Source organism: Pseudomonas sp. JC1203, assembly GCF_056175065.1.
In genome coordinates this window covers 96,490-121,712 of the sequence record NZ_JBWCAM010000022.1, presented here as the reverse complement: position 1 = coordinate 121,712, position 25,223 = coordinate 96,490, and the positions used below count along the sequence as shown (strand labels likewise).

Sequence of the window (25,223 nt, the reverse complement as noted above, 5' to 3'; positions counted from 1 at the left end):
TCGCAAGCCATCGGATCCGCGGGATCCGCAGTATCTGGCACGTCTCAGTCAAAACTGGGAATAATGTTGGCCTTGTCGATCATATCGATCGGCAGCAGGAATTCATGGTCATCCACCTGCACCACGACGTCCTGCTCCTCCACCCCGCGGAGAAGGCCCTGAAAGTTGCGACGCCCTTCGAAGGGGGAGCGCAGCTTAATCTTCACTTGGTCCCCGGCATACTTGGCGAACTGTTCAAGGGTGAACAGCGGGCGTTCCATGCCTGGAGAAGAAACTTCAAGGGTGTACTCGACAGCGATAGGGTCTTCTACGTCGAGAACCCCGCTGATTTGACGACTGACAATGGCGCAGTCATCCACCAGCACACCGCCTTCTTTGTCGATATAGACGCGCAACATTGAGTGACGGCCTTGAGCCGAGAACTCGATACCCCAGCATTCATAGCCTAGGGCCACGACCACCGGGGCCAGCAAGGCCTGCAACTGTTCTAGCTTGCTCGACACCTGAACCCCCTCGTGCATGCTTATGCAAATAAAAAATGGGCGAAGCGCCCATCCCTGAAACGCCGTTGAATACCGGCGCTATGATCTTTTCAGCTAACAAAAAGCCCCTGTAAAAGGGGCTCCAGTAAAACTGGTTGCGGGAGCTGGATTTGAACCAACGACCTTCGGGTTATGAGCCCGACGAGCTACCAGACTGCTCCATCCCGCGACAAAGCTGGGGCAAAAGTATACGTCTGATACCCTTTTGGGTCAATCGCACACTTCCACCGACAAGAAAGCCCGCTGTTGCGGGCTCTCCTGAATAAATGGTACCGAGAAGGGGACTCGAACCCCTACACCCTATGGGCACAACCACCTCAAGGTTGCGTGTCTACCAATTCCACCACCTCGGCAATACTACGTTTGAAACCCTTTTTACTTCTGCTCTTGAGCGGGAGGTACGTCAGTGGAATTCACATCAGTCTTTTGCTCTTGAAGCACCGGTACATCATCTGAGGCCGGCTTTTGCTTTGGCGCTTCAACTGCGGCCGGAGCGGGTAACCCTACTTGAGTCAGCTGGTGAGCTTTCTCTTTAGCAAAGTATCCTAACCCCAAGCTGGTTATGAAGAAACCTGCGGCAAGTATAGCAGTAAACTTACTAAGAAAGGTAGAGGAACCTTGGCTTCCGAACACAGTATTTGATGCACCTGCTCCGAAAGACGCGCCAGCGTCCGCACCTTTACCCTGCTGCAGCAAAACCAGGGCAACTACACCCAGGGCAGCCAGCAGATGAAACACGACTACGACTGTTTCCAGCATCTTCTCAGTTTCCCGCGGCGCGACAGATCGCACCGAACTCATCTGCATTCAAGGAGGCTCCACCAATGAGCCCCCCATCTATATCCGGCATGCCGAACAGCTCAGCCGCATTGGCCGCCTTCACGCTGCCGCCGTATAGAAGCCGCACGCCTTGTGCGACCTCAGAATTCTCTGTTGCCAGTTGTGCGCGAATGGCTGCGTGCACATCCTGCGCCTGCTCTGGCGTTGCCGTCAGACCAGTGCCGATGGCCCATACAGGCTCATAAGCGACTACCGCGTTGGCAAAGGCACCAATGCCCAGGGCATCGATGACACTGCTCAGCTGGCGCCCTACCACTTCCAGGGTCTTGCCGGCTTCGCGCTCTGCCAGGGTCTCACCGATGCACAGCACCGGAATCAAGCCACCTGCCTGAGCTGCCTCGAACTTGCGAACCAGCACTTCGTCCTGCTCACCGATAATCTGGCGGCGTTCGGAGTGGCCGATCAACACAAGCCTGCAACCGGCATCAGCCAACTGAGTCGACGAAACCTCGCCGGTCAGGGCACCTTGCCCGGTTTGCGTTGCGCAGTTCTGCGCACCTACTTCAATCGATGCACCTTGCAGGCCGTCGATCACTCGTTCGACATGCAGGGCGGGTGGAAATACCACCACATCAACACCGCCAGGCAGGGCCTCATTTACAAGGCCCTTGAGCAGCTCAGCGACGCTGGCGCGGGTACCGTGCATTTTCCAGTTACCAGCTACCATAGGGCGACGCATGCTGTACCTCGTCGGTCAAAGTGGGCGCAGATGTTACCCAACCAAACGACTACTGGCAAGCCGTATCAGGCGCAAACTTCACTAACAACTTTTGCGAGCTCTTCGGCGTAGCCGTGCACGGTCTTTTCGTCGTCACCTTCCACCATCACTCGCACCAGCGGCTCGGTCCCGGATTTGCGCAGCAACACGCGCCCGCGACCGGCCATGGCCTGGGTCACGCGCTCGCACGCCTGCTGTACCGAAGGGTGCTCGATGGGGTTGACGTCACCCCCCGCGAAACGCACATTGAGCAGCACCTGCGGGCACTTGCGCAACCCGTGGCGGGCGTGGGCCAGCGTCTCGTCACGGCGCTTGAGCGACAACAGCACCTGCAGCGCGGCGATAATCGCATCACCGGTGGTGGTGTGCTGGCAGCAGACGATGTGGCCGGAGTTCTCGCCACCCAGCTGCCACTCGCGCTCCTTGAGCTCGGCCATCACGTAGCGGTCGCCGACGTTGGCACGGGTGAACGGAATCGACAATTCTTCCAGGGCCAGCTCCAGGCCGAGGTTGCTCATCAGCGTGCCGACCACGCCGCCATGCAGCTTGCCGCGCTCGTGCAGGTCGCGGGCGATGATGAACAGCAGCTCGTCACCATCGACGATGGCGCCGGTGTGGTCGACCATCAACACGCGGTCGCCGTCGCCATCGAAGGCGATGCCCAGGTCGGCATGGCCCACCAGCACGGCAGCCTGCAGCGCCTCCATGTGGGTGGAACCGCAGTTGTCGTTGATGTTCAGGCCGTCGGGCGCTGCCGACAGCACAGTGACCTGGGCGCCCAGCTCGCGGAACACGTTCGGGGCAACCTTGTAGGTGGCACCGTGGGCGCAGTCGATCACCAGCTTGAGGCCGGCGAAGTCGGTGCTGGTAGGCACGCTGCTCTTGCAGAATTCGATGTAGCGGCCGGCTGCGTCGTTGATGCGCGACACCTTGCCCAGCTTGCTCGACTCGGCGACGGTCATCGGCGCGTCCAGCAGCTCTTCGATCATAAGTTCGATCTCGTCCGGCAGCTTGGTGCCCTGGCCCGAGAAGAACTTGATGCCGTTGTCGTCATGGGGGTTGTGCGAGGCACTGATGACGATGCCGGCTTCGGCGTGGAAGGTGCGCGTCAGGTAGGCGATGGCCGGGGTAGGCATCGGGCCCAGCAGCATCACGTCGGCACCGGCGGCCGAGAGGCCGGCTTCCAGGGCCGATTCGAACATGTAGCCGGAGATGCGCGTGTCCTTGCCGACCAATACGCGGCAGGCGCCCATCTTGCGGAAGGCCATGCCCGCCGCCCAGCCCAGCTTGAGCATGAAGTCAGGCGTAATGGGGTATTCCCCGACACGACCGCGAATGCCGTCGGTGCCAAAATATTTTCTGCTCATGTGTGCTCCGTCATTCTTATTCAGCGGTTTCGACCGCTGTGATCATGCGTACGACGTCGGCGGTTTCCGCCACATCGTGCACGCGAAGGATCCTTGCGCCCTTGAACATGGCCAGCGCAGCGAGCGCCAGGCTGCCGTAGAGGCGTTCAGACACCGGCCGACCCAACGCCAGGCCGACAATACTCTTGCGCGACACACCCACCAGCAGGGGCCGCCCAAGGGCATCCAGGGCCTGCATATGCTTGAACAGGCTGAGGTTGTGCTCATGGGTCTTGGCGAAGCCGAACCCCGGGTCGAGGATGATGCGCTCGGCCGGGATGCCCGCCGCCGCACAGGCCTGCATGCGTTCGTCGAGGAACTGCGTCACCTCGCCCACCAGGTTGTCGTAGCGCGGGTTGTCCTGCATGTCGCCCGGCTCGCCCAGCATGTGCATCAGGCACACGGGCAGGCCAGTGGCCGCCGCCGCATCCAGGGCACCGTCGCGCTGCAGCGAGCGCACGTCGTTGATCAACCCGGCGCCTACCCGCGCAGTTTCGCGCATGACGGCAGGCGTGGAGGTGTCCACCGAGATGATCACGTCGATTTCCCGGGCGATGGCTTCCACCACCGGGGCAACGCGCTCCAACTCTTCCAGCGGCGTGACAACGCGTGCACCGGGCCGGGTGGACTCGCCACCGACGTCGATCAGCGTCGCCCCGGCTGCCACCATCGCCTCGGCATGGCGCAGGGCCACATCGAGCTGGTTGAAGCGGCCGCCGTCGGAGAAGGAATCGGGGGTGACATTGAGGATACCCATGACATGGGTACGGCTTAAATCAAGAACCCGGTTGCCGCAAGGCAACCGGGTTGGGTACTGCTGTGAAGTCATGTCAGGCCTTAGTGTTGAGCTGCAGGACCGCCAATCGGGCTCTCGGGACGGTCGTCCCGCGGCACTGGCGTGCCGGTAGAACCCGAGCCGCCCGACCAGTCACGCGGTTCGCGTGGGGTGCGGCCAGCCATGATGTCGTCGATCTGATCGGCATCGATGGTCTCGTACTTCATCAAGGCGTCCGCCATGGCGTCCAGCTTGTCGCGGTTGTCGGTCAAGATCTGCTTCGCCGTGCCATAGCACTGGTCGATGATGCTGCGCACTTCCAGGTCGATCATCTTCGCGGTTTCACCCGAGACGCTGGAGTTCGCACCGCCGCCGCCACGCCCCAGGTAACCCTGGTCTTCGTCTTCGGCGTACAGCAACGGGCCCAACTTCTCGGACAGGCCCCATTTGGTGACCATGTTCCGGGCGATCTGGCTGGCACGCATGATGTCGTTGGACGCGCCGGTGGTGACACCGTCGAAGCCCAGGGTCATCTCCTCGGCGATACGGCCACCGTACAGCGAGCAGATCTGGCTGATCAGCGCACGCTTGGACAGGCTGTAGCGGTCTTCCTCGGGGAGGAACATGGTCACGCCCAGGGCGCGGCCACGCGGGATGATCGACACTTTGTAGACCGGGTCGTGCTCGGGCACGATACGGCCAACGATGGCGTGACCGGCTTCGTGGTAAGCGGTGTTCTGCTTCTCTTTCTCGGACATGACCATGGTCTTGCGCTCGGCGCCCATCATGATCTTGTCTTTCGCCAGCTCGAATTCCTTCATCTCTACGATGCGCTTGCCGTTGCGCGCAGCGAACAGCGACGCCTCGTTCACAAGGTTGGCAAGGTCGGCACCGGAGAAGCCCGGGGTACCACGCGCGATGACGGCCGGGTTGACGTCGTCACCCAGTGGCGCCTTGCGCATGTGCACCTTGAGGATCTGCTCACGGCCGCGAATGTCCGGCAGGCCAACCACCACCTGGCGGTCGAAACGGCCCGGGCGCAGCAGCGCAGGGTCGAGCACGTCAGGACGGTTGGTAGCAGCGATGACGATGATGCCATCGTTCATCTCGAAGCCGTCCATCTCTACCAGCAGCTGGTTGAGGGTTTGCTCACGCTCGTCGTGACCGCCACCCATGCCGGCGCCACGGTGGCGACCAACGGCGTCGATCTCGTCGATGAAGATGATGCACGGTGCGTGCTTCTTGGCCTGCTCGAACATGTCGCGCACACGGCTGGCACCGACACCCACGAACATTTCCACGAAGTCGGAACCGGAAATGGTGAAGAACGGCACCTTGGCTTCGCCCGCGATGGCCTTGGCCAGCAGGGTCTTGCCGGTACCTGGCGGGCCGACCATCAGCACGCCACGCGGGATACGGCCGCCCAGGCGCTGAAACTTGCCCGGGTCGCGCAGGAACTCGACCAGCTCGCCCACTTCTTCCTTGGCTTCGTCGCAACCGGCGACGTCAGCCAATGTTGTCTTGACCTGGTCTTCGGACAGCAGGCGCGCCTTGCTCTTGCCGAAGCTCATGGGCCCGCCCTTGCCACCCGCACCGCCCTGCATCTGGCGCATGAAGAACATGAACACCGCGATGATGACGAGGATAGGGAAGCTGGCGACCAGCAATTGGGTCCAGATGCTCTGCTGCTCTGGCTGCTTGCCTTCGATGGCCACGTGGTTGTCGACCAGGTCGCCGATCAGGCCGTTGTCGGCAATGTTCGGACGGATGGTCTTGAAGCTGTCGCCATCGTTGCGCTTGCCGGTGATGACCACGCCATCAACGGTAATTTTCTCGACCTTGCCATCCTTGACCTGCTGGATGAAGTCGGAATAGTTGAGGGTCTGAGGCTCGTTGGGGCTGGAGAAGTTGTTCATCACCGTCACCAGCACGGCCGCAATGATCAACCACAGGATCAGATTCTTTGCCATATCGTTCAATTCGCTACCCTCTGAAGCCTGCTACCCGCAACCCGCGCAGGCGTGCTTCGCATGATAATCACCAGCCTAACTTACTACATAACCCACATGTCTGCAGGTGCCGTCTGTAACCCTTTGTGAAAACTAGACTACACGATGTTCATCCCGGCCAGTCAGGAGCCCCGATTGGAAAAAACTATCGGGTACCCCGTCACCTGCCCGGGCCTGGTCTTACTCGCCCTTGAAACCACGGCCCATCATGTACTGCTCGCGGGAGCGGTCACGTGAAGAGTCAGGCTTGAGCATGATCACCTTGTCGAACTTCTTGCGCGCGTCCTTGAGGTATTGATCGAAGCCTTCGCCCTGGAAAATCTTGATAACGAAGTCGCCACCGGGCTTGAGTACCCGGCCTGCCAGGTCAAGCGCCAGTTCACACAGGAACATGGCCTTGGGCATGTCCACTTCGGGTGTACCACTCATATTGGGGGCCATATCCGAAATCACAAGGTCCACGTGCGAATTACCAACCGCTTCGAGAATCTGTGCCAGTACCGAGTCTTCGGTGAAGTCACCCTGAATGAAGGTAACGTCGGGGATACTGTCCATTTCCAGGATGTCGGACGCGATCAGGCGGCCCTGGCCACCGATCAGACGGCTGGTCACCTGCGACCAACCACCAGGCGCTGCGCCCAGGTCGATCACGCTCATGCCGGGGCGGATCAAGCGGTACTTTTCCTGGATCTCGAGCAGCTTGTAGCTTGCGCGCGAGCGGTAACCGTCCTTCTGCGCTTTTTTGACGTAAGGATCGTTGAAATGTTCTTTCAGCCAACCAAGGCTTGTCTTGGAACGCGCCATTGGGCACCTCGATGATAAGGGTCGTGATTAATTGGGCGGATCCACGGGCCCTCGGGTAAAATGGCCGCCATTTTTGCAAAATCCAAACAAAGGGTCAGATTATGCCGCTCACTAACGAGCAGAAGAAACAGTACAAATCCATTGGCCACGATCTGAAACCAGTTCTGATTGTGGCAGGCAATGGCCTGACTGAGGGAGTTCTCGATGAACTTGAGCGCGCGCTCGTTGATCACGAATTGATCAAGGTCGAAATTCGCTCCGAAGATCGCGAAGCACGTGCCGCCACCATTGCCGAACTGTGCAAGGCTGGCCGCGCCGAGCTGGTGCAGACCATCGGCAAGAAAGCGCTGATGTACCGCCGTAATCCGCAGCCAAACAAGCAGCTGTCGAACATCCATCGCTTCAAGTGATGGCCGCGACGGTCAGTGGCGCGCCTGGCGCGCCCTGGCCGGCACCGGTTGCAGCACCAGCGCCAGGCCCGTAAGGCCCAGCGCCAGGTAGCAGAATATCTGCCAACGCAGCGGGTCAAGCGCCCCGACTGTCACCACGCCGTACAACGCGGCAGCCATCAAGGCCATGGACAGCAACTGTCCACGCGAGTCACGCCACAGGGCTGCGAAGCCCAGGCCATTGATCAGCACCAACGCCTGCAATACCACGCAAAACGCACAGAAACCTACCAGCAGCGCCGTCATTTGCGCCCCCACATCCTGGATGAGCACCGGTGCCAACCCAATATGGGTCAACGCCGGCATCACGCCCAGTTGCAGGAACCACAGGCCGCCCACCCAGAGTACCTGGGCAAGCTGCCAGATGATCGCGCCCGCCATGAACGGGCGACGCTTCTCAAATGTGGCGGACTTCGACAATCTCGTACTCGATCACGCCACCGGGCGTCTTGACCACAACCACGTCGCCTTCTTCCTTGGCGATCAGGGCACGGGCGATAGGCGAACCTACCGACAGCTTGCCCGACTTGATGTCAGCTTCGTCTTCACCAACGATCTGGTACGTGACGCGCTCGTCGGTCTCGACGTTGGCGATTTCGACGGTTGTGCCGAAGATCACCTTGCCGGTGTGCTCGATGGTGGTGACGTCGATGACCACTGCGTTCTGCAGGCGGCCTTCGATGTCACGGATGCGCGCCTCGACCATGCCCTGCTGTTCGCGGGCAGCGTGGTACTCGGCGTTTTCCTTCAGGTCACCCAGTTCCCGGGCAGTGCCGATGTCCTGGCTGAGCTTGGGGCGCACCACCTTGGTCAGGTGAGTATGCTCTTCCTCCAGGGCGCGAGCGCCCTGGACGGTCATGGGGTATTTGATCATGCATTCAATCCTGCGTGGAGATCCTGCAAGCGACGCACGGTCTTTTCAGGACCGAACTTCAACGCTTCGCAGATCGCTTCGCCAGCAGCAATGGTCGTGGTGCAGTAGATCTTGTGCTGCAGCGCGTTGCGACGGATGGAGTAGGAGTCAGCGATCGACTGGCGGCCTTCGGTGGTGTTGATGATCAGGGTGACTTCGTCGTTCTTGATCATGTCGACCACGTGCGGGCGGCCTTCGGTCACTTTATTCACACGGCGTACTTTCAGGCCGGCTTCTTCGATGACGCGCGCGGTGCCAGCGGTGGCAACCACTTCGAAGCCCAGGGCGATCAGGTCGCGGGCAACACCGGCCACCAGTGGCTTGTCGTCGTCACGCACGCTGATGAACGCAGTACCGCCGGTAGGCAGCACTTCGCTGGCGCCCATCTGGGCCTTGGCGAAGGCTTCGCCGAAGGTGTCGCCGACACCCATGACTTCACCGGTGGACTTCATCTCTGGGCCCAGGATCGGGTCTACGCCAGGGAATTTGGCGAACGGGAAGACCGCCTCTTTCACGCTGTAGAAGTTAGGAATGATTTCCTTGGTGAAGCCCAGCTCTTTCAGGGTTTTGCCGGCCATCACGCGGGCAGCGATCATGGCCAGGGAAGTGCCGATGCACTTGGACACGAACGGTACGGTACGCGAGGCACGCGGGTTGACTTCGATCACGTAGATCTTGTCGCCCTGCAGGGCCAGCTGCACGTTCATCAGGCCGACAACGCCCAGTTCCAGGGCCATTTTCTTGACCTGCTCGCGCACTTCGTCCTGCACGTGGGCAGGCAGCGAGTACGGTGGCAGCGAGCACGCGGAGTCACCGGAGTGAACACCGGCCTGCTCGATGTGCTGCATGATCGCGCCGATCACCACGTCGGTGCCGTCGCAGACTGCGTCCACGTCCATCTCGATGGCGCAGTTGAGGAAGTGGTCCAGCAGCACCGGGCTGTCGTTGGACACTTGTACCGCTTCGCGCAGGTAGCGTTTCAGCTCTTCCAGCTCGTAGACGATTTCCATCGCACGGCCGCCCAGTACGTACGACGGGCGCACCACCAGCGGGTAGCCGATCACGCCAGCGGCGCGGATGGCTTCTTCTTCGCTACGCACGGTGGCGTTTGGCGGCTGCAGCAGGTTCAGGCGCTGAACCATCTGCTGGAAGCGCTCGCGGTCTTCAGCGCGGTCGATGGCGTCAGGGCTGGTACCGATGATCGGCACGCCAGCTTCTTCCAGGGCACGAGCCAGTTTCAGCGGGGTCTGGCCGCCGTACTGGACGATCACGCCTTTCGGCTTCTCGACGCGCACCACTTCCAGCACGTCTTCCAGGGTCAACGGCTCAAAGTACAGGCGGTCGGAAGTGTCGTAGTCGGTGGACACGGTTTCCGGGTTGCAGTTGACCATGATGGTTTCGTAACCATCTTCACGCAGCGCCAGGGCAGCGTGTACACAGCAGTAGTCGAACTCGATGCCTTGGCCGATACGGTTCGGGCCACCGCCCAGGATCATGATCTTGTCGCGGGTCGACGGGTTGGCCTCGCACTCTTCCTCGTACGTGGAGTACAGGTAGGCGGTGTCGGTGGCGAACTCGGCGGCGCAGGTGTCAACGCGCTTGTAGACCGGGAAGATCTCCAGCTTGTGGCGGTGACGACGCAGGTTCTTGTCGGTAACACCCAGCAGCTTGGCCAGGCGCTGGTCCGAGAAGCCCTTGCGCTTGAGTTTCAGCATCAAGGCCTTGTCGATGTCGGCCAGGCCCAGGGTCTTGACGCGCTCTTCGTCCTTGATCAGGTCTTCGATCTGCACCAGGAACCAGTGGTCGATCATGGTCAGGGCGAAGATTTCGTCGCAGGTCATGCCCGAACGGAAAGCGTCGGCCACATACCAGATGCGCTCGGCGCCCGGCACGGTCAGCTCGCGCTTCAGGATGCTGTGGAACTCGGGGTTGCTTGGCTCGACTTTCGGGTCCAGGCCGCAAACACCCACTTCCAGGCCGCGCAAGGCTTTCTGCAGGGATTCCTGGAAGGTACGGCCGATGGCCATGACTTCACCCACGGATTTCATCTGGGTGGTCAGGCGCGCGTCGGCTTTCGGGAATTTCTCGAAGGCGAAACGTGGCAGCTTGGTGACGACGTAGTCGATGGACGGCTCGAAGGACGCCGGGGTCTTGCCGCCGGTGATGTCGTTCTGCAGTTCGTCCAGGGTGTAACCCACGGCCAGCTTGGCCGCGACCTTGGCGATCGGGAAGCCGGTGGCCTTCGAAGCCAGTGCCGAGGAACGCGACACGCGCGGGTTCATCTCGATCACGACCATGCGGCCAGTGTTCGGGCAGATACCGAACTGTACGTTCGAACCGCCGGTTTCCACGCCGATCTCGCGCAGTACCGCCAGGGAGGCGTTACGCAGGATCTGGTATTCCTTGTCGGTCAGGGTCTGTGCCGGGGCAACGGTGATCGAGTCACCGGTGTGCACGCCCATCGGGTCGAAGTTCTCGATGGAGCAGACGATGATGCAGTTGTCCTTTTTGTCGCGGACCACTTCCATCTCGTACTCTTTCCAACCGATCAGCGATTCGTCGATCAGCAGTTCCTTGGTCGGCGACAGGTCCAGGCCACGGGCGCAGATTTCTTCGAATTCTTCACGGTTGTAAGCGATACCGCCACCGGTGCCGCCCATGGTGAACGACGGACGGATGATGCACGGGAAGCCCAGGGTCTCGAGGACCGCGTTGGCTTCTTCCATGCTGTGGGCGATACCGGAACGCGGGCACGCCAGGCCGATGGATTTCATCGCCTTGTCGAAACGCGAACGGTCTTCAGCCTTGTCGATGGTGTCGGCGTTGGCACCGATCATTTCCACGCCGAACTTCTCCAGGACGCCTTCGCGCTCCAGGTCCAGGGCGCAGTTCAGGGCGGTCTGGCCACCCATGGTTGGCAGCACGGCGTCCGGGCGCTCTTTCTCGATGATCTTGGCAACGGTCTGCCACTTGATCGGCTCGATGTAGGTAGCGTCGGCCATGTCCGGGTCGGTCATGATGGTGGCCGGGTTGGAGTTCACCAGGATGACGCGGTAACCCTCTTCGCGCAGGGCTTTGCAGGCCTGGGCGCCGGAGTAGTCGAATTCACAGGCCTGGCCGATCACGATGGGGCCGGCGCCGAGAATCAGGATGCTTTTTATGTCTGTACGTTTTGGCATGGTTGTCACTCAAATCCGCAGGTCAGTCGGCAGGCCCTGGGGCGAGCCGCCTTGAACATTCTTTGGCGGCGCCGGGCAGGCTGTCTCCGCTTTACGCGGGGCCTGCACGGCGCGCATTACGCTTCCAACAGCTTCACTCAGCGGCGCTTGGCCATGGCGTCGATGAAGCGGTCGAACAGCGGGGCCACGTCGTTCGGGCCTGGGCTGGCTTCAGGGTGGCCCTGGAAGCTGAACGCGCTCTTGTCGGTGCGCTCGATGCCCTGCAGGGTACCGTCGAACAGCGACTTGTGGATCGCCCGCACGTTGCCTGGCAGGGTAGCCTCGTCAACGGCAAAGCCGTGGTTCTGGCTGGTGATCATCACGACGCCGGTGTCCAGGTCCTGGACCGGGTGGTTGGCACCGTGGTGGCCGTGGCCCATCTTCACGGTCTGGGCGCCGGAGGCCAGGGCCAGCAGCTGGTGACCCAGGCAGATACCGAATACCGGGATCTCGGTTTCCAGCACGTCCTTGATGGCCTGGATAGCGTAGTCGCATGGCGCGGGGTCGCCCGGGCCGTTGGACAGGAACACGCCATCGGGGTTGAGGGCCAGCACGTCGGCAGCCGGGGTTTGCGCCGGTACCACGGTCAGGCGGCAGCCGCGCTCTACCAGCATGCGCAGGATGTTCAGCTTGACGCCGTAGTCGTAGGCAACCACGTGGTACGGCAGTTCGCTGTCAGCGATTTCCGGGTGGCTATCGGTGGCCAGGTTCCAGACGCTGGAGCGCCACTGGTAGGCTTCCTTGGTGGTCACTTCCTTGGCCAGGTCCATGCCTTTCAAGCCTGGGAAGGCGCGAGCAGCGGCGATGGCAGCTTCTTCGGAAATGTTGTCACCGGCCATGATGCAGCCGTTCTGGGCGCCTTTCTCACGCAGGATGCGGGTCAGGCGACGGGTGTCGATACCGGCGATGGCAACGACGTTGTTGGCCTTCAGGTATTCATCCAGTGGCTGGGTGTTGCGCCAGTTGCTGGCAACCAGCGGCAGGTCACGGATGACCAGGCCGGCGGACCACACGCGGTTGGACTCGGCGTCTTCGGCGGTAGTGCCGGTGTTGCCGATGTGCGGGTAGGTCAGGGTAACGATTTGCTGGGCATAGGAAGGATCGGTGAGAATTTCCTGATAGCCGGTCATTGCGGTGTTGAACACCACCTCACCGACAGTCTGGCCGTCGGCGCCAATGGCTTCACCGCGAAAAATGCTGCCATCAGCAAGGGCAAGTATGGCTGGCTTAGTCAAGAAGACCTCCCGTAAATAAAACCTGAAAGGGCGATCGCAGGTTGTAAAAAAGCGGAATGACGTATAGACACGTCACCCCGCTTCTTAATCGAATTATCTGCGCGCTTTTAGTGGACACACTAAAGCTGTAGCTTACAGAAAAATGATTTTTTTATCTACCGCCAATGAGCCTGAAAGGCAGAGGAATGCGACAAGGAATCGCGTGGCGGGGTGGAAACGGGGTTTGGAGCCGCAATTGTACGTGGGAGCAGGCTCGCCAGCGAGCTTTTTCGCCCCCGGCAACTCGTAGCAGCTGCCGCAGGCTGCGTCCGGCCGCCACACGGTGCGGCGACAGGACGCAGCCTGTGGCAGCTGCTACAAGTGAAAGATCAATGCAGGTCCAGCACATCTTGCATGTCATACAGGCCAGCAGCCTTGCCATCCAGCCACAGGGCGGCGCGAACGGCGCCCTTGGCGAAGGTCATGCGGCTGGAGGCCTTGTGGGTGATCTCCAGGCGCTCGCCTTCGGCGGCAAACAGCACGGTGTGGTCGCCCACCACGTCGCCGCCACGCACGGTGGCGAAACCAATGGTGTCGCGCTCACGCACGCCGGTGTGGCCTTCACGGCCATACACCGCCACCTTCGACAGGTCGCGGCCCAATGCCCTGGCCACCACTTCACCCATGCTCACGGCCGTGCCCGAAGGCGCGTCGACCTTGTTGCGGTGATGAGCTTCGATGATCTCGATGTCGGCATCCTCGCCCATCACTCGCGCTGCCAGGTCCAGCAGCTTGAACGACAGGTTCACGCCAACACTGAAATTGGAGGCGAAGACGATCGGGATCTCCTTGCCCGCCTCGGCCAGCAGCAATTTCTGCTCGGCGTTGAGGCCGGTGGTGCCGATGACCATGGCCTTGCCCGCCTTGCGGCAGAAGGCCAGGTTTTTCAGCATCACGTCCGGCAGGGTGAAGTCGATGAGCACATCGAATTCATCTGCCACCTGCTCGAGGTTGCCGGTCAACTGCACGCCGATGCGGCCCAGCGAAGCCAGCTCGCCGGCGTCGGCGCCAATCATCGTGCTACCCGGGCGAACAATCGCCGCGGTCAGGCCGGTCAGCGGCGCGCGCTGCTGCACGGCCTCGACCAGGTTCTTGCCCATGCGCCCGGCAGCGCCCATCACCGCAATACGTCTCATGCCTGATTCCTTACAAATCGCCGAAGAAGCGCTTCACGCCTTCAAACCAGCCGCTGGCTTTTGGCGAATGCGAGCTGTCGCCTTCCAGGGTGGAACGGAACTCTTCCAGCAGCTCACGCTGACGACGACTGAGGTTGACCGGGGTCTCTACCGCCACGCGGCACATCAGGTCGCCGGCGCCACCACCACGTACAGGGGCCACGCCCTTGCCACGCAGGCGGAACTGCTTGCCGGTCTGGGTACCTTCCGGGATTTTCAGCTTCACGCGGCCGTCCAGGGTCGGCACTTCCAGCTCGCCACCCAGCGCTGCCTCCGTGTAGCTGATCGGCACTTCGCAGTACAGGTGCTTGCCGTCGCGCTGGAAGATATCGTGCTCGCGCACGTTGATCACCACGTACAGGTCGCCGGTCGGGCCACCCTGGGTGCCGGCCTCGCCTTCGCCGGACAGGCGGATGCGGTCACCGGTGTCAACGCCAGCCGGCACTTTCACCGACAGGGTCTTGTACTCTTCCACGCGGCCTTCGCCACGGCAGGATTCGCACGGGTCGGAAATGATCTTGCCTTGGCCATGGCAGCGCGGGCAGGTCTGCTGCACCGAGAAGAAGCCTTGCTGCATGCGTACCTGGCCGATACCGCCACAGGTTGGGCAGGTGACCGGCGCGGAGCCTTTCTTGGCACCCGAACCGTCGCACGGCTTGCAGTTCACCAGGGTCGGCACGCGAATGCTGACGGTGGTGCCGCGCACGGCCTCTTCCAGGTTCAATTCGAGGGTATAGCGCAGGTCGCTGCCACGCTGGGCGCCACCACGGGAGCCGCCACGGCCGCCGCCACCGAAGAAATCGCTGAACACGTCACCGAAGATATCGGAGAAGTTGGCACCGCCGCCGCCGAAGCCACCACCGCCACCCATGCTTGGGTCGACGCCGGCATGGCCGTACTGGTCGTAGGCTGCGCGTTTGCTTGAGTCGGACAGCACTTCGTAGGCCTCGTTGGCCTCCTTGAACATGTCTTCCGACGCTTTGTCGCCCGGGTTACGGTCCGGGTGGTGCTTCATCGCCAGGCGGCGATAAGCCTTTTTCAGATCGGCTTCGCTGGAGCCACGCTCGACCCCTAGAACCTCGTAATAGTCACGCTTTGACATAGTTCTATTGTCTCATCAGGACGCCGGAGCGCAGGAAAGCCTCCGACCGTGCCGACAGCATCCGAGTCAGTCGCATGCTGTAAAAATTCGTCTATTCCAGACACGCCAACGCGGGAGCAAGCCCCCGCGCGGCGACATCCTACCAGCGACTGCCAAACGGCAGTCAACTGGCCGACAACAAGCAGTAATTACTTGTGGTCTTTGACTTCTTCGAACTCGGCGTCGACGACGTCGTCGTGCTTGCCGGCTTCTTCAGCAGGCTGGGCTGCCGCGCCTGCAGGCTGTTCGGCCTGTTCGGCGTACATTTTCTGGGCAACCGGCGCGCTGACTTTCGACAGCTCTTCAACCTTGGCGTCGATGGCAGCCTTGTCGTCGCCTTTAACGGCGGCTTCCAGGGCAACCACGGCCGCTTCGATAGCGGTTTTCTCTTCGGCAGTGACCTTGTCACCGGCGTCGGTGATCATTTTGCGAGTCGAGTGCACCAGCGCGTCACCCTGGTTGCGGGCAGCGGCCAGTTCTTCGAACTTGCGGTCTTCTTCCGAGTTCGCTTCGGCGTCACGGATCATCTGTTGAATTTCTTCGTCAGACAGACCGGAGTTGGCCTTGATCACGATCGACTGGGTCTTGCCGGTAGCCTTGTCTTTCGCGCCTACGTGCAGGATGCCGTTGGCGTCGATGTCGAAGGTAACCTCGATCTGTGGAACACCGCGTGGTGCTGGCGGGATCTCGGCCAGGTCGAACTTGCCCAGCGACTTGTTCTGCGCGGCTTGCTTGCGCTCACCCTGCAGCACGTGAATGGTCACGGCGCTCTGGTTGTCGTCGGCAGTCGAGAACACTTGCGATTTCTTGGTAGGAATCGTGGTGTTTTTCTCGATCAGCGCGGTCATCACGCCACCCATGGTTTCGATACCCAGGGTCAGCGGGCTGACGTCCAGCAGCAGTACGTCCTTCACGTCACCGGCCAGAACGGCGCCCTGGATGGCAGCACCCATGGCAACGGCTTCGTCAGGGTTGACGTCCTTGCGGGCTTCTTTGCCGAAGAAGTCGGTAACGGCTTTCTGAACCAGTGGCATACGGGTCTGGCCGCCGACCAGGATCACGTCGTTGATCGAACCAACGTCGATACCGGCGTCTTTCAGGGCGATGCGGCAAGGCTCGATGGTGCGCTGAACCAGGTCTTCAACCAGCGATTCCAGCTTGGCACGCGAGATTTTCACGTTCAGGTGCTTGGGACCGGTGGCGTCTGCAGTGATGTACGGCAGGTTCACGTCGGTCTGCTGGCTGGACGACAGCTCGATCTTGGCTTTTTCAGCGGCTTCTTTCAGGCGCTGCATGGCCAGCGGGTCACCTTTCAGGTTCATGCCGCTTTCTTTCTTGAACTCGTCGACGAGGTAGTCGATCAGGCGGATGTCGAAGTCTTCACCACCCAGGAAGGTGTCGCCGTTGGTGGCCAGTACTTCGAACTGGTGCTCGCCGTCGACTTCAGCGATCTCGATGACCGACACGTCGAAGGTACCGCCGCCCAGGTCGTAGACGATCACGGTGTGGTCGCCCTTGGCCTTGTCCATGCCGTAGGCCAGTGCAGCCGCGGTGGGTTCGTTGATGATGCGTTTTACGTCCAGGCCCGCGATGCGACCGGCATCCTTGGTAGCCTGGCGCTGGCTGTCGTTGAAGTAGGCAGGCACGGTGATGACCGCTTCAGTCACTGCCTCGCCGAGGTAATCTTCGGCGGTTTTCTTCATTTTCTTCAGGATTTCAGCGGAAATCTGTGGCGGTGCCATTTTCTGGCCGTTCACTTCCACCCAGGCATCGCTGTTGTCAGCCTTGACGATCTTGTAAGGGACCATCTGGATGTCTTTCTGCACGACTTCTTCGTCGAAACGACGGCCGATCAGACGCTTGACCGCGTACAGGGTGTTGTGCGGGTTGGTAACGGCCTGGCGCTTGGCCGACTGGCCAACCAGGATTTCGCCGTCATTGGCGTAAGCGATGATCGATGGGGTGGTACGAGCGCCTTCAGCGTTCTCGATGACCTTGGCCTTGCCGTTTTCCAGAATGGAGACGCAGGAGTTGGTGGTCCCCAGGTCGATGCCGATAATCTTGCCCATGTTAACTCTCCCGAAACTTTGGATTTGGATGCCGCAGCAGTAGTGGCTGTCTGCGGTAGCACTTAAACGCTTGACATCAAAATGGGGGCCCTTGGAGGAATTTCAAGGCCACCCATTAACAGAAGTTTCACGCCTGCTCGTCGATCGACGGCGACACCGGCGCCGGAGCCTTGCTGACCACGACCATGGCCGGGCGCAGCAGGCGACCGTTGAGCTGGTAGCCCTTCTGGAACACTTTCAGCACGCTGTTTGGCTCGACATCAGCGCTTTCCTGCATGGCCATGGCCTGGTGGTGCTCGGCGTTGAACGGCTGGCCGTGCGGGTCGATGGCTTCCAGGTTGTAACGCTTGAGGGTGTCCTCGAACATTTTCAGGGTCAGCTGCATGCCTTCGCGCATCGGGCGTACGGCTTCGTCATCGGCGCTGCTCAGTTCAACGCCACGCTCCAGGCTGTCCATGATCGGCAGCAGGTCGGCGGCAAATTTTTCCAGCGCGAACTTGTGCGCCTTCTCCACGTCCTGGTCGGCACGGCGACGGACGTTCTGCAGGTCGGCAGCCACGCGCAGGGACTGGTCCTGGGCCGCGGCCAGTTGCTCTTCCAGGGTTTTTACCCGTGCAGCAAGGTCGCCAGCTTCACCCGCCTGGTTTGCATCGAGGTTCTGTTCGTCCAGAGTCTGTTCGTCAGCCATAAGGGTTCTCCTTTCAATTTCGTCTGCGAGTTCGACTCGCGCTTCTGCCCGCTATATGGGGTCGCAAATCTGAGCTTCAAGGGCAATTGTGTTGCCGCATGCACATTGGCAAATCACCGCTGGCGATTAAAAAAACCGCCAGGCAAGCCAATGGTGCTAAGCGAGGGCATTGTCAGGGCAATTAAAAACACTGTATAAATAACCAGACCTTTTAGCCCGGGAGCAGCCCCATGCTGGTGCACCTATCCGTACACAACTACGCCATCGTCGAACACCTCGACCTGGAGCTCGCACGCGGCATGAGCGTGATCACCGGCGAAACCGGCGCGGGCAAATCCATCATGCTCGACGCACTGGGGCTTACCCTAGGTGACCGCGCCGACAGCGGCGTAGTTCGACCGGGCGCCGACAAGGCCGACATCCTCGCCACCTTCGACCTGGGCGACATTCCCGAGGCACGCACCTGGCTGGCCGAGCGCGACCTGGACAACAACAGCCCGTGCATCCTGCGCCGGGTCATCACCGCCGAAGGCCGTTCGCGCGGCTACATCAACGGCACGCCCTGCCCGCTGGGCGACCTGAAGGCGCTGGGCGAACTGCTCATCGACATTCACAGCCAGCACGAACACCAGTCGCTGCTGAAGACCGACACCCACCGCCGCCTGCTGGACGAATACGCCGGCGCCACCGACCTGGCCCGCCAGGTGCAACTGGCCGCGCAGAAGTGGCGCCAGACCCGCCAGGAGCTCGACCGCCTGTCCAATTCCGGCGACGAGCAGCGCGCGCGCCACCAGCTGCTCAGCTACCAGCTGGAAGAGCTGGAAAATCTCAACCTGGGCGACAACGAACTGGAGCTGCTGGAACAGGAACACAAGAACCTGACCAACGCCGAGGCGCTGTTCGGCATCTGCCGCCAGGTCATCGACCATTGCAGCGAGAACGACTCAGGCAACGTGCTCAGCGCGCTCACCGCCAGCCTCAACCGCCTGACCGCGGTGCACAACGCCCCGCGCGCCCTGGGCGAGGCCGCCAGCATGCTGTCCAGCGCACAGATCCAGGTGGAAGAAGCGGTGGGCGAGCTGAACCGCTTCCTCGATCACTTCGACGCCGACCCGGCGCGCCTGCAGCAACTCGAAGAACGCCTGGACACCATCTATACCCTGGCGCGCAAACACCGCATCCACCCCACCGAAGTGGCGGCGCTGCAACAGAAGCTGCTGGACGAAATCGAGACCCTGAACGCCAACGACGAGTCCATCGAGCGCCTGGCCGACGAGCTGAAAGCCTACGCCCGTCATTACCAGGAACACGCACGCGAGCTCAGCGGCCTGCGCGCGCAAGCCGCCACCCAGCTGGCGGCGGCGGTAGAGGTGGAAATCCAGCGCCTGGGCATGCCGGGCGGGCGCTTCACCATCGAGCTGCGGCCGTACGCCGGTGACGACCTACTGCCCCACGGCCTGGAACAGGTGGAACTGCTGGTCAGCGCCAACCCTGGCCAGCCGCTCAAGTCGTTGGCCAAAGTGGCCTCGGGCGGTGAACTGTCACGCATCAGCCTGGCCATCCAGGTGATCACCGCGCAAACCTCACGGGTGCCCACACTAGTATTCGACGAAGTGGACGTGGGCATCGGCGGCCCTACTGCGGAAATCGTCGGCCAACTGCTGCGCCGCCTGGGCGAGCGCGGCCAGGTGCTGACCGTCACGCACTTGCCGCAAGTAGCAGCGCAAGGCCACCACCACCTGTTCGTGCACAAGATGCGCGGCAGCGACGAAACCCGCACGGCGGTCGCCAACCTTAATAAAGGAGAGCGTGTGGAAGAGGTGGCGCGGATGCTGGGCGGCATCGACCTGACCAAGGAATCCCTGGCCCACGCCAAGAAAATGGTAGTCACCGCGCGCTGCGGTTAACCCCCATCCCCGTAGCAGCGGCCGCAGGCCGCGTCCCACCACTCCCCCACAAAGCACAAAGGCGGCCCTAAGGCCGCCTTCGTCCGTCACGCAGGTCGATTACTTCTTCTTGCGTACGTGCAGTACCAGGTTATGGTCAACCAACTCATAACCATGACGCGCCGCGATGGCGTGTTGCAGTTTCTCGATTTCCTCGTCGACAAACTCGATGACCTCACCGCTGTCCGCGTCGACCATATGGTCGTGGTGGCCGTTGTCTGCCAGCTCGAACACCGCATGGCCGCCATCAAAGTTATGGCGTACCACCAGGGAAGCGGCTTCGAATTGGGTCAGTACACGGTAAACCGTGGCCAGGCCCACATCTTCGCCTGCTTCCATCAGTGCCTTGTAGACATCCTCGGCGCTCATGTGGCGTTGTTCTGCAGCGTCAAGCATTTGCAGGATCTTGACTCGAGGCAGGGTCACCTTGAGGCCGGCTTTTCGTAACTCGCTATTTTCAACCATGGTCAGCTTTCTCGCCGATGCTGCTTCGCAGCTTCTCTTAATGCGGGTATGATCGGGGTTTACGTTGTCCCAGCCAAGATAGTGGAAGTCGCCCACCGATGCAAAACACCAAGCACTTGCTATTCAGCCTCACCTTCGTGGGACTGCTCGCACTCGCCGGTTGTTCATTCCCCGGGGTTTACAAAATCGACATCCAGCAGGGCAATGTCGTCACGCAGGACATGATAGACCAGTTGCGTCCGGGAATGACCCGCCGGCAAGTACGGTTTATCATGGGCAACCCTCTGCTTGTCGATACGTTTCACGCCAATCGCTGGGATTACCTCTACAGTATCCAACCAGGTGGCGGCGAACGCCAGCAGGAACGGATGAGCGTTTTCTTTAACGAGAACGATCAACTGGCCAGCCTGTCCGGCGACTTCATGCCGGGCGTCAGCAAGGACCAGACTATCCTCGGCACCCCGGCTGCAACGCCTGCCGCGCCGGTAGACAACGCTCCGCAGCCTGCCAAGGAAGCGCCGGTCAAGCCGGGTTCTACCCTGGACCAGATCCAGCGCAGCGTCGACGACGTGAAAGTGGTGCCGGTGCCTACGCCGACCCCGATCGAAGCCAACCCGCAGTAAACGGTTGGTACAAAAAAGCCCCGGCCAATGCCGGGGCTTTTTTTATTCACGCGTTGCGTAATTTCGCCTCCGCTGCCTTGGCTGCGCGCATCCGTCGCACCTCTTTCGGGTCGGCGATCAGCGGCCGGTAGATCTCGACGCGGTCGCCCGCCTCTACCGCACGCTCCACATCCGCCACCACCTTGCCGAAAATGCCCATGGGGCAGGCCAGCACATCATGGTCGGGAAACTGCGCGGCAATGCCCGAGCGCTGCACCGCCTCACGCACTGAGGTGCCAGTGGGCACCTGCACCGTCAGCAACACCTGGCGGCCGGCAGCGGCAAACACCACCTCCACCTCGACCAAAGCGTCAGCCATACAGCTGCTTGGCGCGCTGGCAGAAGGCGTCCACCATGGTATTGGCCGCCTGGTTGAACAGCGGCCCCAGGGTGGCGCGCACAATGGAGCCGGCGTAGTCGAAAGACATGTCGAGGCTGATCTTGCAGGCCTTCTCGCCCAACGGCTTGAACACCCACAGGCCATGCAACTGGGTGAACGGGCCTTCTTCAAGATTCATTTCGATGGACTTGCCCGGCACCAGCACATTTCGTGTGACAAATTTCTGCGAAAGCCCGCCTTTCGCCACGCCCAGGCTGGCGCGCATCAAGGTGTCGGTGCTTTCCAGGATGGTGCTGGCCGAACACCACGGCAGGAACTCGGGGTAGTTCGCCACATCGTTGACCAGGTCATACAAGGCCTGCGCAGGGTATGGCAGCAAGGCCGAACGTTGGATATGAGTAGTCATGAGTGCGTCATTTCCTCCGGTGCCTATCAGTCGACAGCAACCAGGCCCAGGTGATCAAAAAAGATCGCGCATTGTCCGGGATTCACCGCACGGGCTCAAGCACGTAGCTTCACCGTAGCCGACAACGCCGCGACTGCCTATAATGCGCCCCCTATGGCCAAACAAAAGAAACACCCCGAAGGGACTATCGCGCAGAACAAGAAGGCGCGACACGATTACTTCATCGAGCACAAGTTCGAGGCCGGTCTGGTCCTGTCCGGTTGGGAAGTAAAAAGTCTGCGTGCCGGCAAGGCGCAGTTGATCGACAGCTACGTCCTGCTCAAGGATGGCGAAGCCTGGCTGCTGGGCAGCCATATCACGCCCTTGACCGCGGCTAGCACACACGTCATCGCTGACCCGGTTCGTACCCGTAAACTGCTGCTGAACAAGCGCGAGCTGGAAAAACTGTTCACCCTGGTGCAACAGAAAGGCTATGCGTGCGTGGCGCTGTCCATGTACTGGAAGCAGCACCTGATCAAGTGCGAGATCGCGCTGGGCAAGGGCAAGAAGGAATACGACAAGCGCCATACCGAGCGCGAGCGCGATTCCGACCGCGAACTGCACCGCGCCGTGCGCACCAAGGGCAAGGACGAGTAACCAACACCACCCGTAGCAGCGGCCACAGGCCGCGTCACGGCCGCCGCGCGAGCATCAGGTGTATCGCGCGGGTGGTGACGCAGCCTTCGGCAGCTGCTACGAGGGCGGTTTACAGCCCCTTGCGCCGCTCCGCCCGCGCCACGCGCTGCACCTGCTGCCTGACTTCATCCAGCACTTCCTGCACATACAGGATATGCCGGCTGGAGACCTCCCGGGCGTCTTCGGCACGCCCCTCGATAATGGCCTGGTACAGCTCGCGGTGCTGGCTGATCAGCATGTCGCGGGTTTCGCTGCGCTGCTGGTACATGCCGCCAATGTTGATCACCACGTTGCGCTTGAGCAAATCGAACAGCCCGCGAATGGTGTGCAGCAACACCGCATTGTGGCTGGCCTCGGCAATGGCCAGGTGGAAATTGGCGTCGGCCGCGCCCTCCTCGGCCCGGGTCACCTCGTCCTCCCGCGAATAACAGTCCAGCAGCGCATCGAACGCCACTTTCAGGCGCTCGCGGTCCAGCTCGGTCGCACGCTTGGCCGCGTAAAACGCGCAGGACGCCTCCAGGGTGTGGCGAAACTCCAGCAAATCGCGCTGGGACTCGGGGTTGCTTTCCAGCAGCTGCATCAACGGGTCGCTGAACGTCGACCCCAGCGATTCCACTACATAGTTACCACCACCCTGCCGGCTCATCAGCATGCCCTTGGCCACCAGCTTCTGGATGGCCTCGCGCAACGACGGCCGTGACACGCCGAACTGCTCGGCCAACGCCCTTTCGGCAGGCAGCCGCTCACCCGCACGCAGAGTGCCCTCCAGAATCATCCCTTCCAGCCGCTCGACGATATCGTCGGACAGTCGGCGCTGCCGCACCTGATCAAACGCCATGAAACACCTCACCACTCATCCAACTGCGACCAAAGTTTCAGGGTGACAAATTGACACACTGACAGCAGGGCCTCTAATCTAGCACACATGAGCTGTAAATTGGTATTACCAATTTACCAGATCAAGTGCCTGACCAACAACAATTAGGGGCCACCCCACATGCAGACCTGGCAACAACTCTACAGCCCACTCGGCAGCCTCGGTTTATCCGCCCTCGCCGCCGTCATCCCGATCGTGTTCTTCTTCCTCGCCCTGGCCGTGCTGCGCCTGAAAGGCCACGTGGCCGGCAGCATCACCTTGGCACTGGCGGTGCTGGTGGCGATATTCGCCTTCGGCATGCCCGCCGACATGGCCCTGGCGGCTGCCGGCTACGGCTTCCTCTACGGCCTGTGGCCCATCGCCTGGATCATCGTCGCGGCGGTATTCCTCTACAAGCTGACGGTGAAAAGCGGCCAGTTCGAAATCATCCGCAGCTCGGTGCTGTCCATCACCGACGACCAGCGCCTGCAGGTGCTGCTGATCGGCTTCTGCTTCGGGGCGTTCCTGGAAGGCGCTGCCGGTTTCGGCGCGCCCGTGGCCATCACCGCAGCATTGCTGGTAGGCCTGGGCTTCAACCCGCTGTACGCCGCCGGCCTGTGCCTGATCGCCAACACCGCGCCGGTCGCGTTCGGCGCCCTGGGCATTCCGATTATCGTCGCCGGCCAGGTCACGGGCATCGACGCCTTCAAGATCGGCGCCATGGCCGGCCGCCAACTGCCGCTGCTGTCAGTGTTCGTGCCGTTCTGGCTGGTGTTCATGATGGACGGCATGCGTGGCGTGCGCGAAACCTGGCCAGCCGCCCTGGTGGCCGGCGCCAGCTTCGCCATCACCCAGTACTTCACCTCCAACTTCATCGGCCCGGAACTGCCCGACATCACCTCGGCGCTGGTCAGCCTGGTCGCCCTGACGCTGTTCCTGAAAGTCTGGCAACCGCACCGCAGCGCCGGCGACCACATTGCCGGTACCGCCGGTGGCGCCGCAGTGGTGGCCAGCGTCGGCGGCTTCGGCAAGCCGCGCACCCAGCTGGCATCACCCTACAGCTTGGGCGAGATTTTCAAGGCCTGGTCGCCGTTTCTGATCCTCACCGTGCTGGTGACCATCTGGACCCTGAAACCCTTCAAGGCCCTGTTCGCCGCCGGCGGCGCCATGTACTCGACGGTGTTCAACTTCGCCATCCCGCACCTGGACCAGCTGGTGATCAAGATGGCGCCGATTGCCGCCACGCCCACACCTATTGCTGCCGTGTTCAAACTGGACCCGATCGCCGCCACCGGCACCGCCATTTTCCTCGCCGCACTGGTCTCCATGGCCGTGTTGAAGATCAAGGCGAAGATTGGTCTTACCACTTTCTTTGAAACCCTGTACGAGCTGCGTTGGCCCATCCTGTCCATCGGCATGGTGCTGGCCTTCGCCTTCGTCACCAACTACTCGGGCATGTCGTCGACCATGGCGTTGGTACTGGCAGGCACCGGCGCAGCGTTCCCGTTCTTCTCGCCGTTCCTGGGCTGGCTGGGGGTGTTCCTGACCGGTTCCGACACCTCCTCCAACGCGCTGTTCAGCTCGTTGCAGGCCACCACCGCGCACCAGATCAACGTCAGCGACACCCTGCTGGTAGCCGCCAACACCAGCGGCGGCGTGACCGGCAAGATGATCTCGCCGCAATCCATCGCCGTCGCCTGCGCCGCCACCGGGCTGGTGGGCAAGGAGTCGGACCTGTTCCGCTTCACCCTAAAGCACAGCCTGTTCTTCGCCACCATCGTCGGCCTGATCACCCTGGCCCAGGCCTACTGGTTCACCGGCATGCTGGTGCATTGACGCAACACACCCGGAG

The 25,223-nt window shown here is 61.4% G+C and carries 24 protein-coding genes and 2 tRNA genes; 5 read left to right on the top strand and 21 right to left on the bottom strand.

Translation table 11 applies throughout. The features are described 5' to 3' along the window. Nucleotides 1–44: 44 nt before the first annotated feature. From rimP to rlmE, 9 genes are all read right to left on the bottom strand, one after another. A complete protein-coding gene (gene rimP / locus AC0SZ7_RS26915) occupies nucleotides 45–503 on the bottom strand; it encodes a ribosome maturation factor RimP (RefSeq protein WP_475507221.1) in 459 nt (152 codons plus the stop codon). A gap of 131 nt (nucleotides 504–634) precedes the next feature. Beyond that, a tRNA-Met gene (locus AC0SZ7_RS26910) sits at nucleotides 635–711 on the bottom strand. Between the two features lie 98 nt (nucleotides 712–809). Next, nucleotides 810–895: transfer RNA gene (locus AC0SZ7_RS26905), tRNA-Leu, on the bottom strand. A gap of 22 nt (nucleotides 896–917) precedes the next feature. Then, on the bottom strand, nucleotides 918–1,301 hold the full coding sequence (gene secG, locus AC0SZ7_RS26900; RefSeq protein WP_475507220.1) for a preprotein translocase subunit SecG: 384 nt from the start codon (nucleotides 1,299–1,301) through the stop codon (nucleotides 918–920). A gap of 4 nt (nucleotides 1,302–1,305) precedes the next feature. After that, nucleotides 1,306–2,061, bottom strand: a complete 756-nt coding sequence (gene tpiA / locus AC0SZ7_RS26895; protein ID WP_475507219.1) for a triose-phosphate isomerase — start codon at nucleotides 2,059–2,061, stop codon at nucleotides 1,306–1,308. Between the two features lie 65 nt (nucleotides 2,062–2,126). Then, complete coding sequence (glmM, locus tag AC0SZ7_RS26890; RefSeq protein WP_473005337.1) at nucleotides 2,127–3,467, bottom strand: phosphoglucosamine mutase; 1,341 nt, start codon at nucleotides 3,465–3,467, stop codon at nucleotides 2,127–2,129. 16 nt (nucleotides 3,468–3,483) lie between these two features. Then, entirely contained in the window at nucleotides 3,484–4,335 is an 852-nt protein-coding gene (folP, locus tag AC0SZ7_RS26885; RefSeq protein WP_475507218.1) for a dihydropteroate synthase, read from the bottom strand. Between the two features lie 8 nt (nucleotides 4,336–4,343). Further along, the gene (ftsH, locus tag AC0SZ7_RS26880; protein WP_475507217.1) at nucleotides 4,344–6,251 is read right to left on the bottom strand and encodes an ATP-dependent zinc metalloprotease FtsH; all 1,908 of its coding nucleotides are present in this window, start codon (nucleotides 6,249–6,251) and stop codon (nucleotides 4,344–4,346) included. Nucleotides 6,252–6,470: 219 nt separating this feature from the next. Beyond that, on the bottom strand, nucleotides 6,471–7,094 hold the full coding sequence (gene rlmE / locus AC0SZ7_RS26875; RefSeq protein WP_475507216.1) for a 23S rRNA (uridine(2552)-2'-O)-methyltransferase RlmE: 624 nt from the start codon (nucleotides 7,092–7,094) through the stop codon (nucleotides 6,471–6,473). 101 nt (nucleotides 7,095–7,195) lie between these two features. Here rlmE and AC0SZ7_RS26870 point away from each other — a divergent pair, with 101 nt between their 5' ends. Continuing rightward, complete coding sequence (locus AC0SZ7_RS26870) at nucleotides 7,196–7,504, top strand: YhbY family RNA-binding protein (RefSeq protein ID WP_475507215.1); 309 nt, start codon at nucleotides 7,196–7,198, stop codon at nucleotides 7,502–7,504. A gap of 12 nt (nucleotides 7,505–7,516) precedes the next feature. On the opposite strand, the gene AC0SZ7_RS26865 is transcribed toward AC0SZ7_RS26870, so the two are convergent. The 8 genes from AC0SZ7_RS26865 to grpE form a co-directional block, all read right to left on the bottom strand. Further along, a complete protein-coding gene (locus AC0SZ7_RS26865) occupies nucleotides 7,517–7,924 on the bottom strand; it encodes an MFS transporter (protein WP_475507228.1) in 408 nt (135 codons plus the stop codon). A gap of 16 nt (nucleotides 7,925–7,940) precedes the next feature. Next, nucleotides 7,941–8,417: a transcription elongation factor GreA gene (gene greA / locus AC0SZ7_RS26860; RefSeq protein WP_455922498.1), complete on the bottom strand. Its 477-nt coding sequence runs from the start codon at nucleotides 8,415–8,417 to the stop codon at nucleotides 7,941–7,943. Next, nucleotides 8,414–11,635 (bottom strand): carbamoyl-phosphate synthase large subunit, encoded by a 3,222-nt coding sequence (gene carB / locus AC0SZ7_RS26855; protein ID WP_475507214.1) that lies wholly within the window; start codon nucleotides 11,633–11,635, stop codon nucleotides 8,414–8,416. The genes greA and carB overlap by 4 nt, the downstream gene beginning before the upstream one ends. Nucleotides 11,636–11,772: 137 nt before the next feature. After that, nucleotides 11,773–12,909 (bottom strand): glutamine-hydrolyzing carbamoyl-phosphate synthase small subunit, encoded by a 1,137-nt coding sequence (gene carA, locus AC0SZ7_RS26850; protein WP_475507213.1) that lies wholly within the window; start codon nucleotides 12,907–12,909, stop codon nucleotides 11,773–11,775. Nucleotides 12,910–13,277: 368 nt separating this feature from the next. Beyond that, nucleotides 13,278–14,084: a 4-hydroxy-tetrahydrodipicolinate reductase gene (gene dapB, locus AC0SZ7_RS26845; RefSeq protein WP_475507212.1), complete on the bottom strand. Its 807-nt coding sequence runs from the start codon at nucleotides 14,082–14,084 to the stop codon at nucleotides 13,278–13,280. Between the two features lie 10 nt (nucleotides 14,085–14,094). Continuing rightward, on the bottom strand, nucleotides 14,095–15,225 hold the full coding sequence (dnaJ, locus tag AC0SZ7_RS26840) for a molecular chaperone DnaJ (protein WP_416422393.1): 1,131 nt from the start codon (nucleotides 15,223–15,225) through the stop codon (nucleotides 14,095–14,097). Between the two features lie 188 nt (nucleotides 15,226–15,413). Further along, on the bottom strand, nucleotides 15,414–17,333 hold the full coding sequence (gene dnaK / locus AC0SZ7_RS26835; protein ID WP_475507211.1) for a molecular chaperone DnaK: 1,920 nt from the start codon (nucleotides 17,331–17,333) through the stop codon (nucleotides 15,414–15,416). 127 nt (nucleotides 17,334–17,460) lie between these two features. Further along, nucleotides 17,461–18,021, bottom strand: coding sequence for a nucleotide exchange factor GrpE (grpE, locus tag AC0SZ7_RS26830; protein ID WP_475507210.1), 561 nt, complete (start codon nucleotides 18,019–18,021; stop codon nucleotides 17,461–17,463). Nucleotides 18,022–18,251: 230 nt separating this feature from the next. Here grpE and recN point away from each other — a divergent pair, with 230 nt between their 5' ends. After that, nucleotides 18,252–19,928, top strand: a complete 1,677-nt coding sequence (gene recN / locus AC0SZ7_RS26825; RefSeq protein ID WP_475507209.1) for a DNA repair protein RecN — start codon at nucleotides 18,252–18,254, stop codon at nucleotides 19,926–19,928. A 99-nt stretch (nucleotides 19,929–20,027) separates the two neighbouring features. Here the strand turns inward: recN and fur are convergent, their stop codons facing one another. Then, nucleotides 20,028–20,432 carry a ferric iron uptake transcriptional regulator gene (gene fur / locus AC0SZ7_RS26820; protein ID WP_475507227.1) on the bottom strand — a complete coding sequence of 135 codons (405 nt, stop codon included), beginning with the start codon at nucleotides 20,430–20,432 and terminating at the stop codon, nucleotides 20,028–20,030. A gap of 98 nt (nucleotides 20,433–20,530) precedes the next feature. Between fur and AC0SZ7_RS26815 the strand changes: the two genes are divergently transcribed. Then, nucleotides 20,531–21,055 (top strand): outer membrane protein assembly factor BamE, encoded by a 525-nt coding sequence (locus AC0SZ7_RS26815; protein ID WP_475507208.1) that lies wholly within the window; start codon nucleotides 20,531–20,533, stop codon nucleotides 21,053–21,055. 46 nt (nucleotides 21,056–21,101) lie between these two features. On the opposite strand, the gene AC0SZ7_RS26810 is transcribed toward AC0SZ7_RS26815, so the two are convergent. Continuing rightward, the gene (locus tag AC0SZ7_RS26810) at nucleotides 21,102–21,413 is read right to left on the bottom strand and encodes an RnfH family protein (RefSeq protein WP_475507207.1); all 312 of its coding nucleotides are present in this window, start codon (nucleotides 21,411–21,413) and stop codon (nucleotides 21,102–21,104) included. Beyond that, complete coding sequence (locus tag AC0SZ7_RS26805) at nucleotides 21,406–21,840, bottom strand: type II toxin-antitoxin system RatA family toxin (RefSeq protein ID WP_475507206.1); 435 nt, start codon at nucleotides 21,838–21,840, stop codon at nucleotides 21,406–21,408. The genes AC0SZ7_RS26810 and AC0SZ7_RS26805 overlap by 8 nt, the downstream gene beginning before the upstream one ends. A 153-nt stretch (nucleotides 21,841–21,993) precedes the next feature. On the opposite strand from AC0SZ7_RS26805, the gene smpB reads away from it, so the two are divergent. Beyond that, a complete protein-coding gene (gene smpB, locus AC0SZ7_RS26800; protein WP_008373856.1) occupies nucleotides 21,994–22,476 on the top strand; it encodes an SsrA-binding protein SmpB in 483 nt (160 codons plus the stop codon). Nucleotides 22,477–22,585: 109 nt separating this feature from the next. Here smpB and AC0SZ7_RS26795 read toward each other — a convergent pair whose 3' ends face one another. Next, a complete protein-coding gene (locus AC0SZ7_RS26795) occupies nucleotides 22,586–23,353 on the bottom strand; it encodes a GntR family transcriptional regulator (RefSeq protein WP_475507205.1) in 768 nt (255 codons plus the stop codon). A 159-nt stretch (nucleotides 23,354–23,512) separates the two neighbouring features. Here AC0SZ7_RS26795 and AC0SZ7_RS26790 point away from each other — a divergent pair, with 159 nt between their 5' ends. Continuing rightward, nucleotides 23,513–25,207, top strand: coding sequence for a lactate permease LctP family transporter (locus AC0SZ7_RS26790; protein WP_475507204.1), 1,695 nt, complete (start codon nucleotides 23,513–23,515; stop codon nucleotides 25,205–25,207). Nucleotides 25,208–25,223 lie beyond the last annotated feature (16 nt).

Bases quoted from the DNA above. Each gene is read 5' to 3' on its own strand.
- secG (WP_475507220.1), bottom strand. From the start codon at position 1,301: ATGCTGGAAACAGTCGTAGTCGTGTTTCATCTGCTGGCTGCCCTGGGT.
- tpiA (WP_475507219.1), bottom strand. From the start codon at position 2,061: ATGCGTCGCCCTATGGTAGCTGGTAACTGGAAAATGCACGGTACCCGC.
- glmM (WP_473005337.1), bottom strand. From the start codon at position 3,467: ATGAGCAGAAAATATTTTGGCACCGACGGCATTCGCGGTCGTGTCGGG.
- folP (WP_475507218.1), bottom strand. From the start codon at position 4,335: ATGACTTCACAGCAGTACCCAACCCGGTTGCCTTGCGGCAACCGGGTT.
- ftsH (WP_475507217.1), bottom strand. From the start codon at position 6,251: ATGGCAAAGAATCTGATCCTGTGGTTGATCATTGCGGCCGTGCTGGTG.
- rlmE (WP_475507216.1), bottom strand. From the start codon at position 7,094: ATGGCGCGTTCCAAGACAAGCCTTGGTTGGCTGAAAGAACATTTCAAC.
- AC0SZ7_RS26870 (WP_475507215.1), top strand. From the start codon at position 7,196: ATGCCGCTCACTAACGAGCAGAAGAAACAGTACAAATCCATTGGCCAC.
- AC0SZ7_RS26865 (WP_475507228.1), bottom strand. From the start codon at position 7,924: ATGGCGGGCGCGATCATCTGGCAGCTTGCCCAGGTACTCTGGGTGGGC.
- greA (WP_455922498.1), bottom strand. From the start codon at position 8,417: ATGATCAAATACCCCATGACCGTCCAGGGCGCTCGCGCCCTGGAGGAA.
- carB (WP_475507214.1), bottom strand. From the start codon at position 11,635: ATGCCAAAACGTACAGACATAAAAAGCATCCTGATTCTCGGCGCCGGC.
- dapB (WP_475507212.1), bottom strand. From the start codon at position 14,084: ATGAGACGTATTGCGGTGATGGGCGCTGCCGGGCGCATGGGCAAGAAC.
- dnaJ (WP_416422393.1), bottom strand. From the start codon at position 15,225: ATGTCAAAGCGTGACTATTACGAGGTTCTAGGGGTCGAGCGTGGCTCC.
- dnaK (WP_475507211.1), bottom strand. From the start codon at position 17,333: ATGGGCAAGATTATCGGCATCGACCTGGGGACCACCAACTCCTGCGTC.
- grpE (WP_475507210.1), bottom strand. From the start codon at position 18,021: ATGGCTGACGAACAGACTCTGGACGAACAGAACCTCGATGCAAACCAG.
- recN (WP_475507209.1), top strand. From the start codon at position 18,252: ATGCTGGTGCACCTATCCGTACACAACTACGCCATCGTCGAACACCTC.
- fur (WP_475507227.1), bottom strand. From the start codon at position 20,432: ATGGTTGAAAATAGCGAGTTACGAAAAGCCGGCCTCAAGGTGACCCTG.
- AC0SZ7_RS26815 (WP_475507208.1), top strand. From the start codon at position 20,531: ATGCAAAACACCAAGCACTTGCTATTCAGCCTCACCTTCGTGGGACTG.
- AC0SZ7_RS26810 (WP_475507207.1), bottom strand. From the start codon at position 21,413: ATGGCTGACGCTTTGGTCGAGGTGGAGGTGGTGTTTGCCGCTGCCGGC.
- AC0SZ7_RS26805 (WP_475507206.1), bottom strand. From the start codon at position 21,840: ATGACTACTCATATCCAACGTTCGGCCTTGCTGCCATACCCTGCGCAG.
- smpB (WP_008373856.1), top strand. From the start codon at position 21,994: ATGGCCAAACAAAAGAAACACCCCGAAGGGACTATCGCGCAGAACAAG.
- AC0SZ7_RS26795 (WP_475507205.1), bottom strand. From the start codon at position 23,353: ATGGCGTTTGATCAGGTGCGGCAGCGCCGACTGTCCGACGATATCGTC.
- AC0SZ7_RS26790 (WP_475507204.1), top strand. From the start codon at position 23,513: ATGCAGACCTGGCAACAACTCTACAGCCCACTCGGCAGCCTCGGTTTA.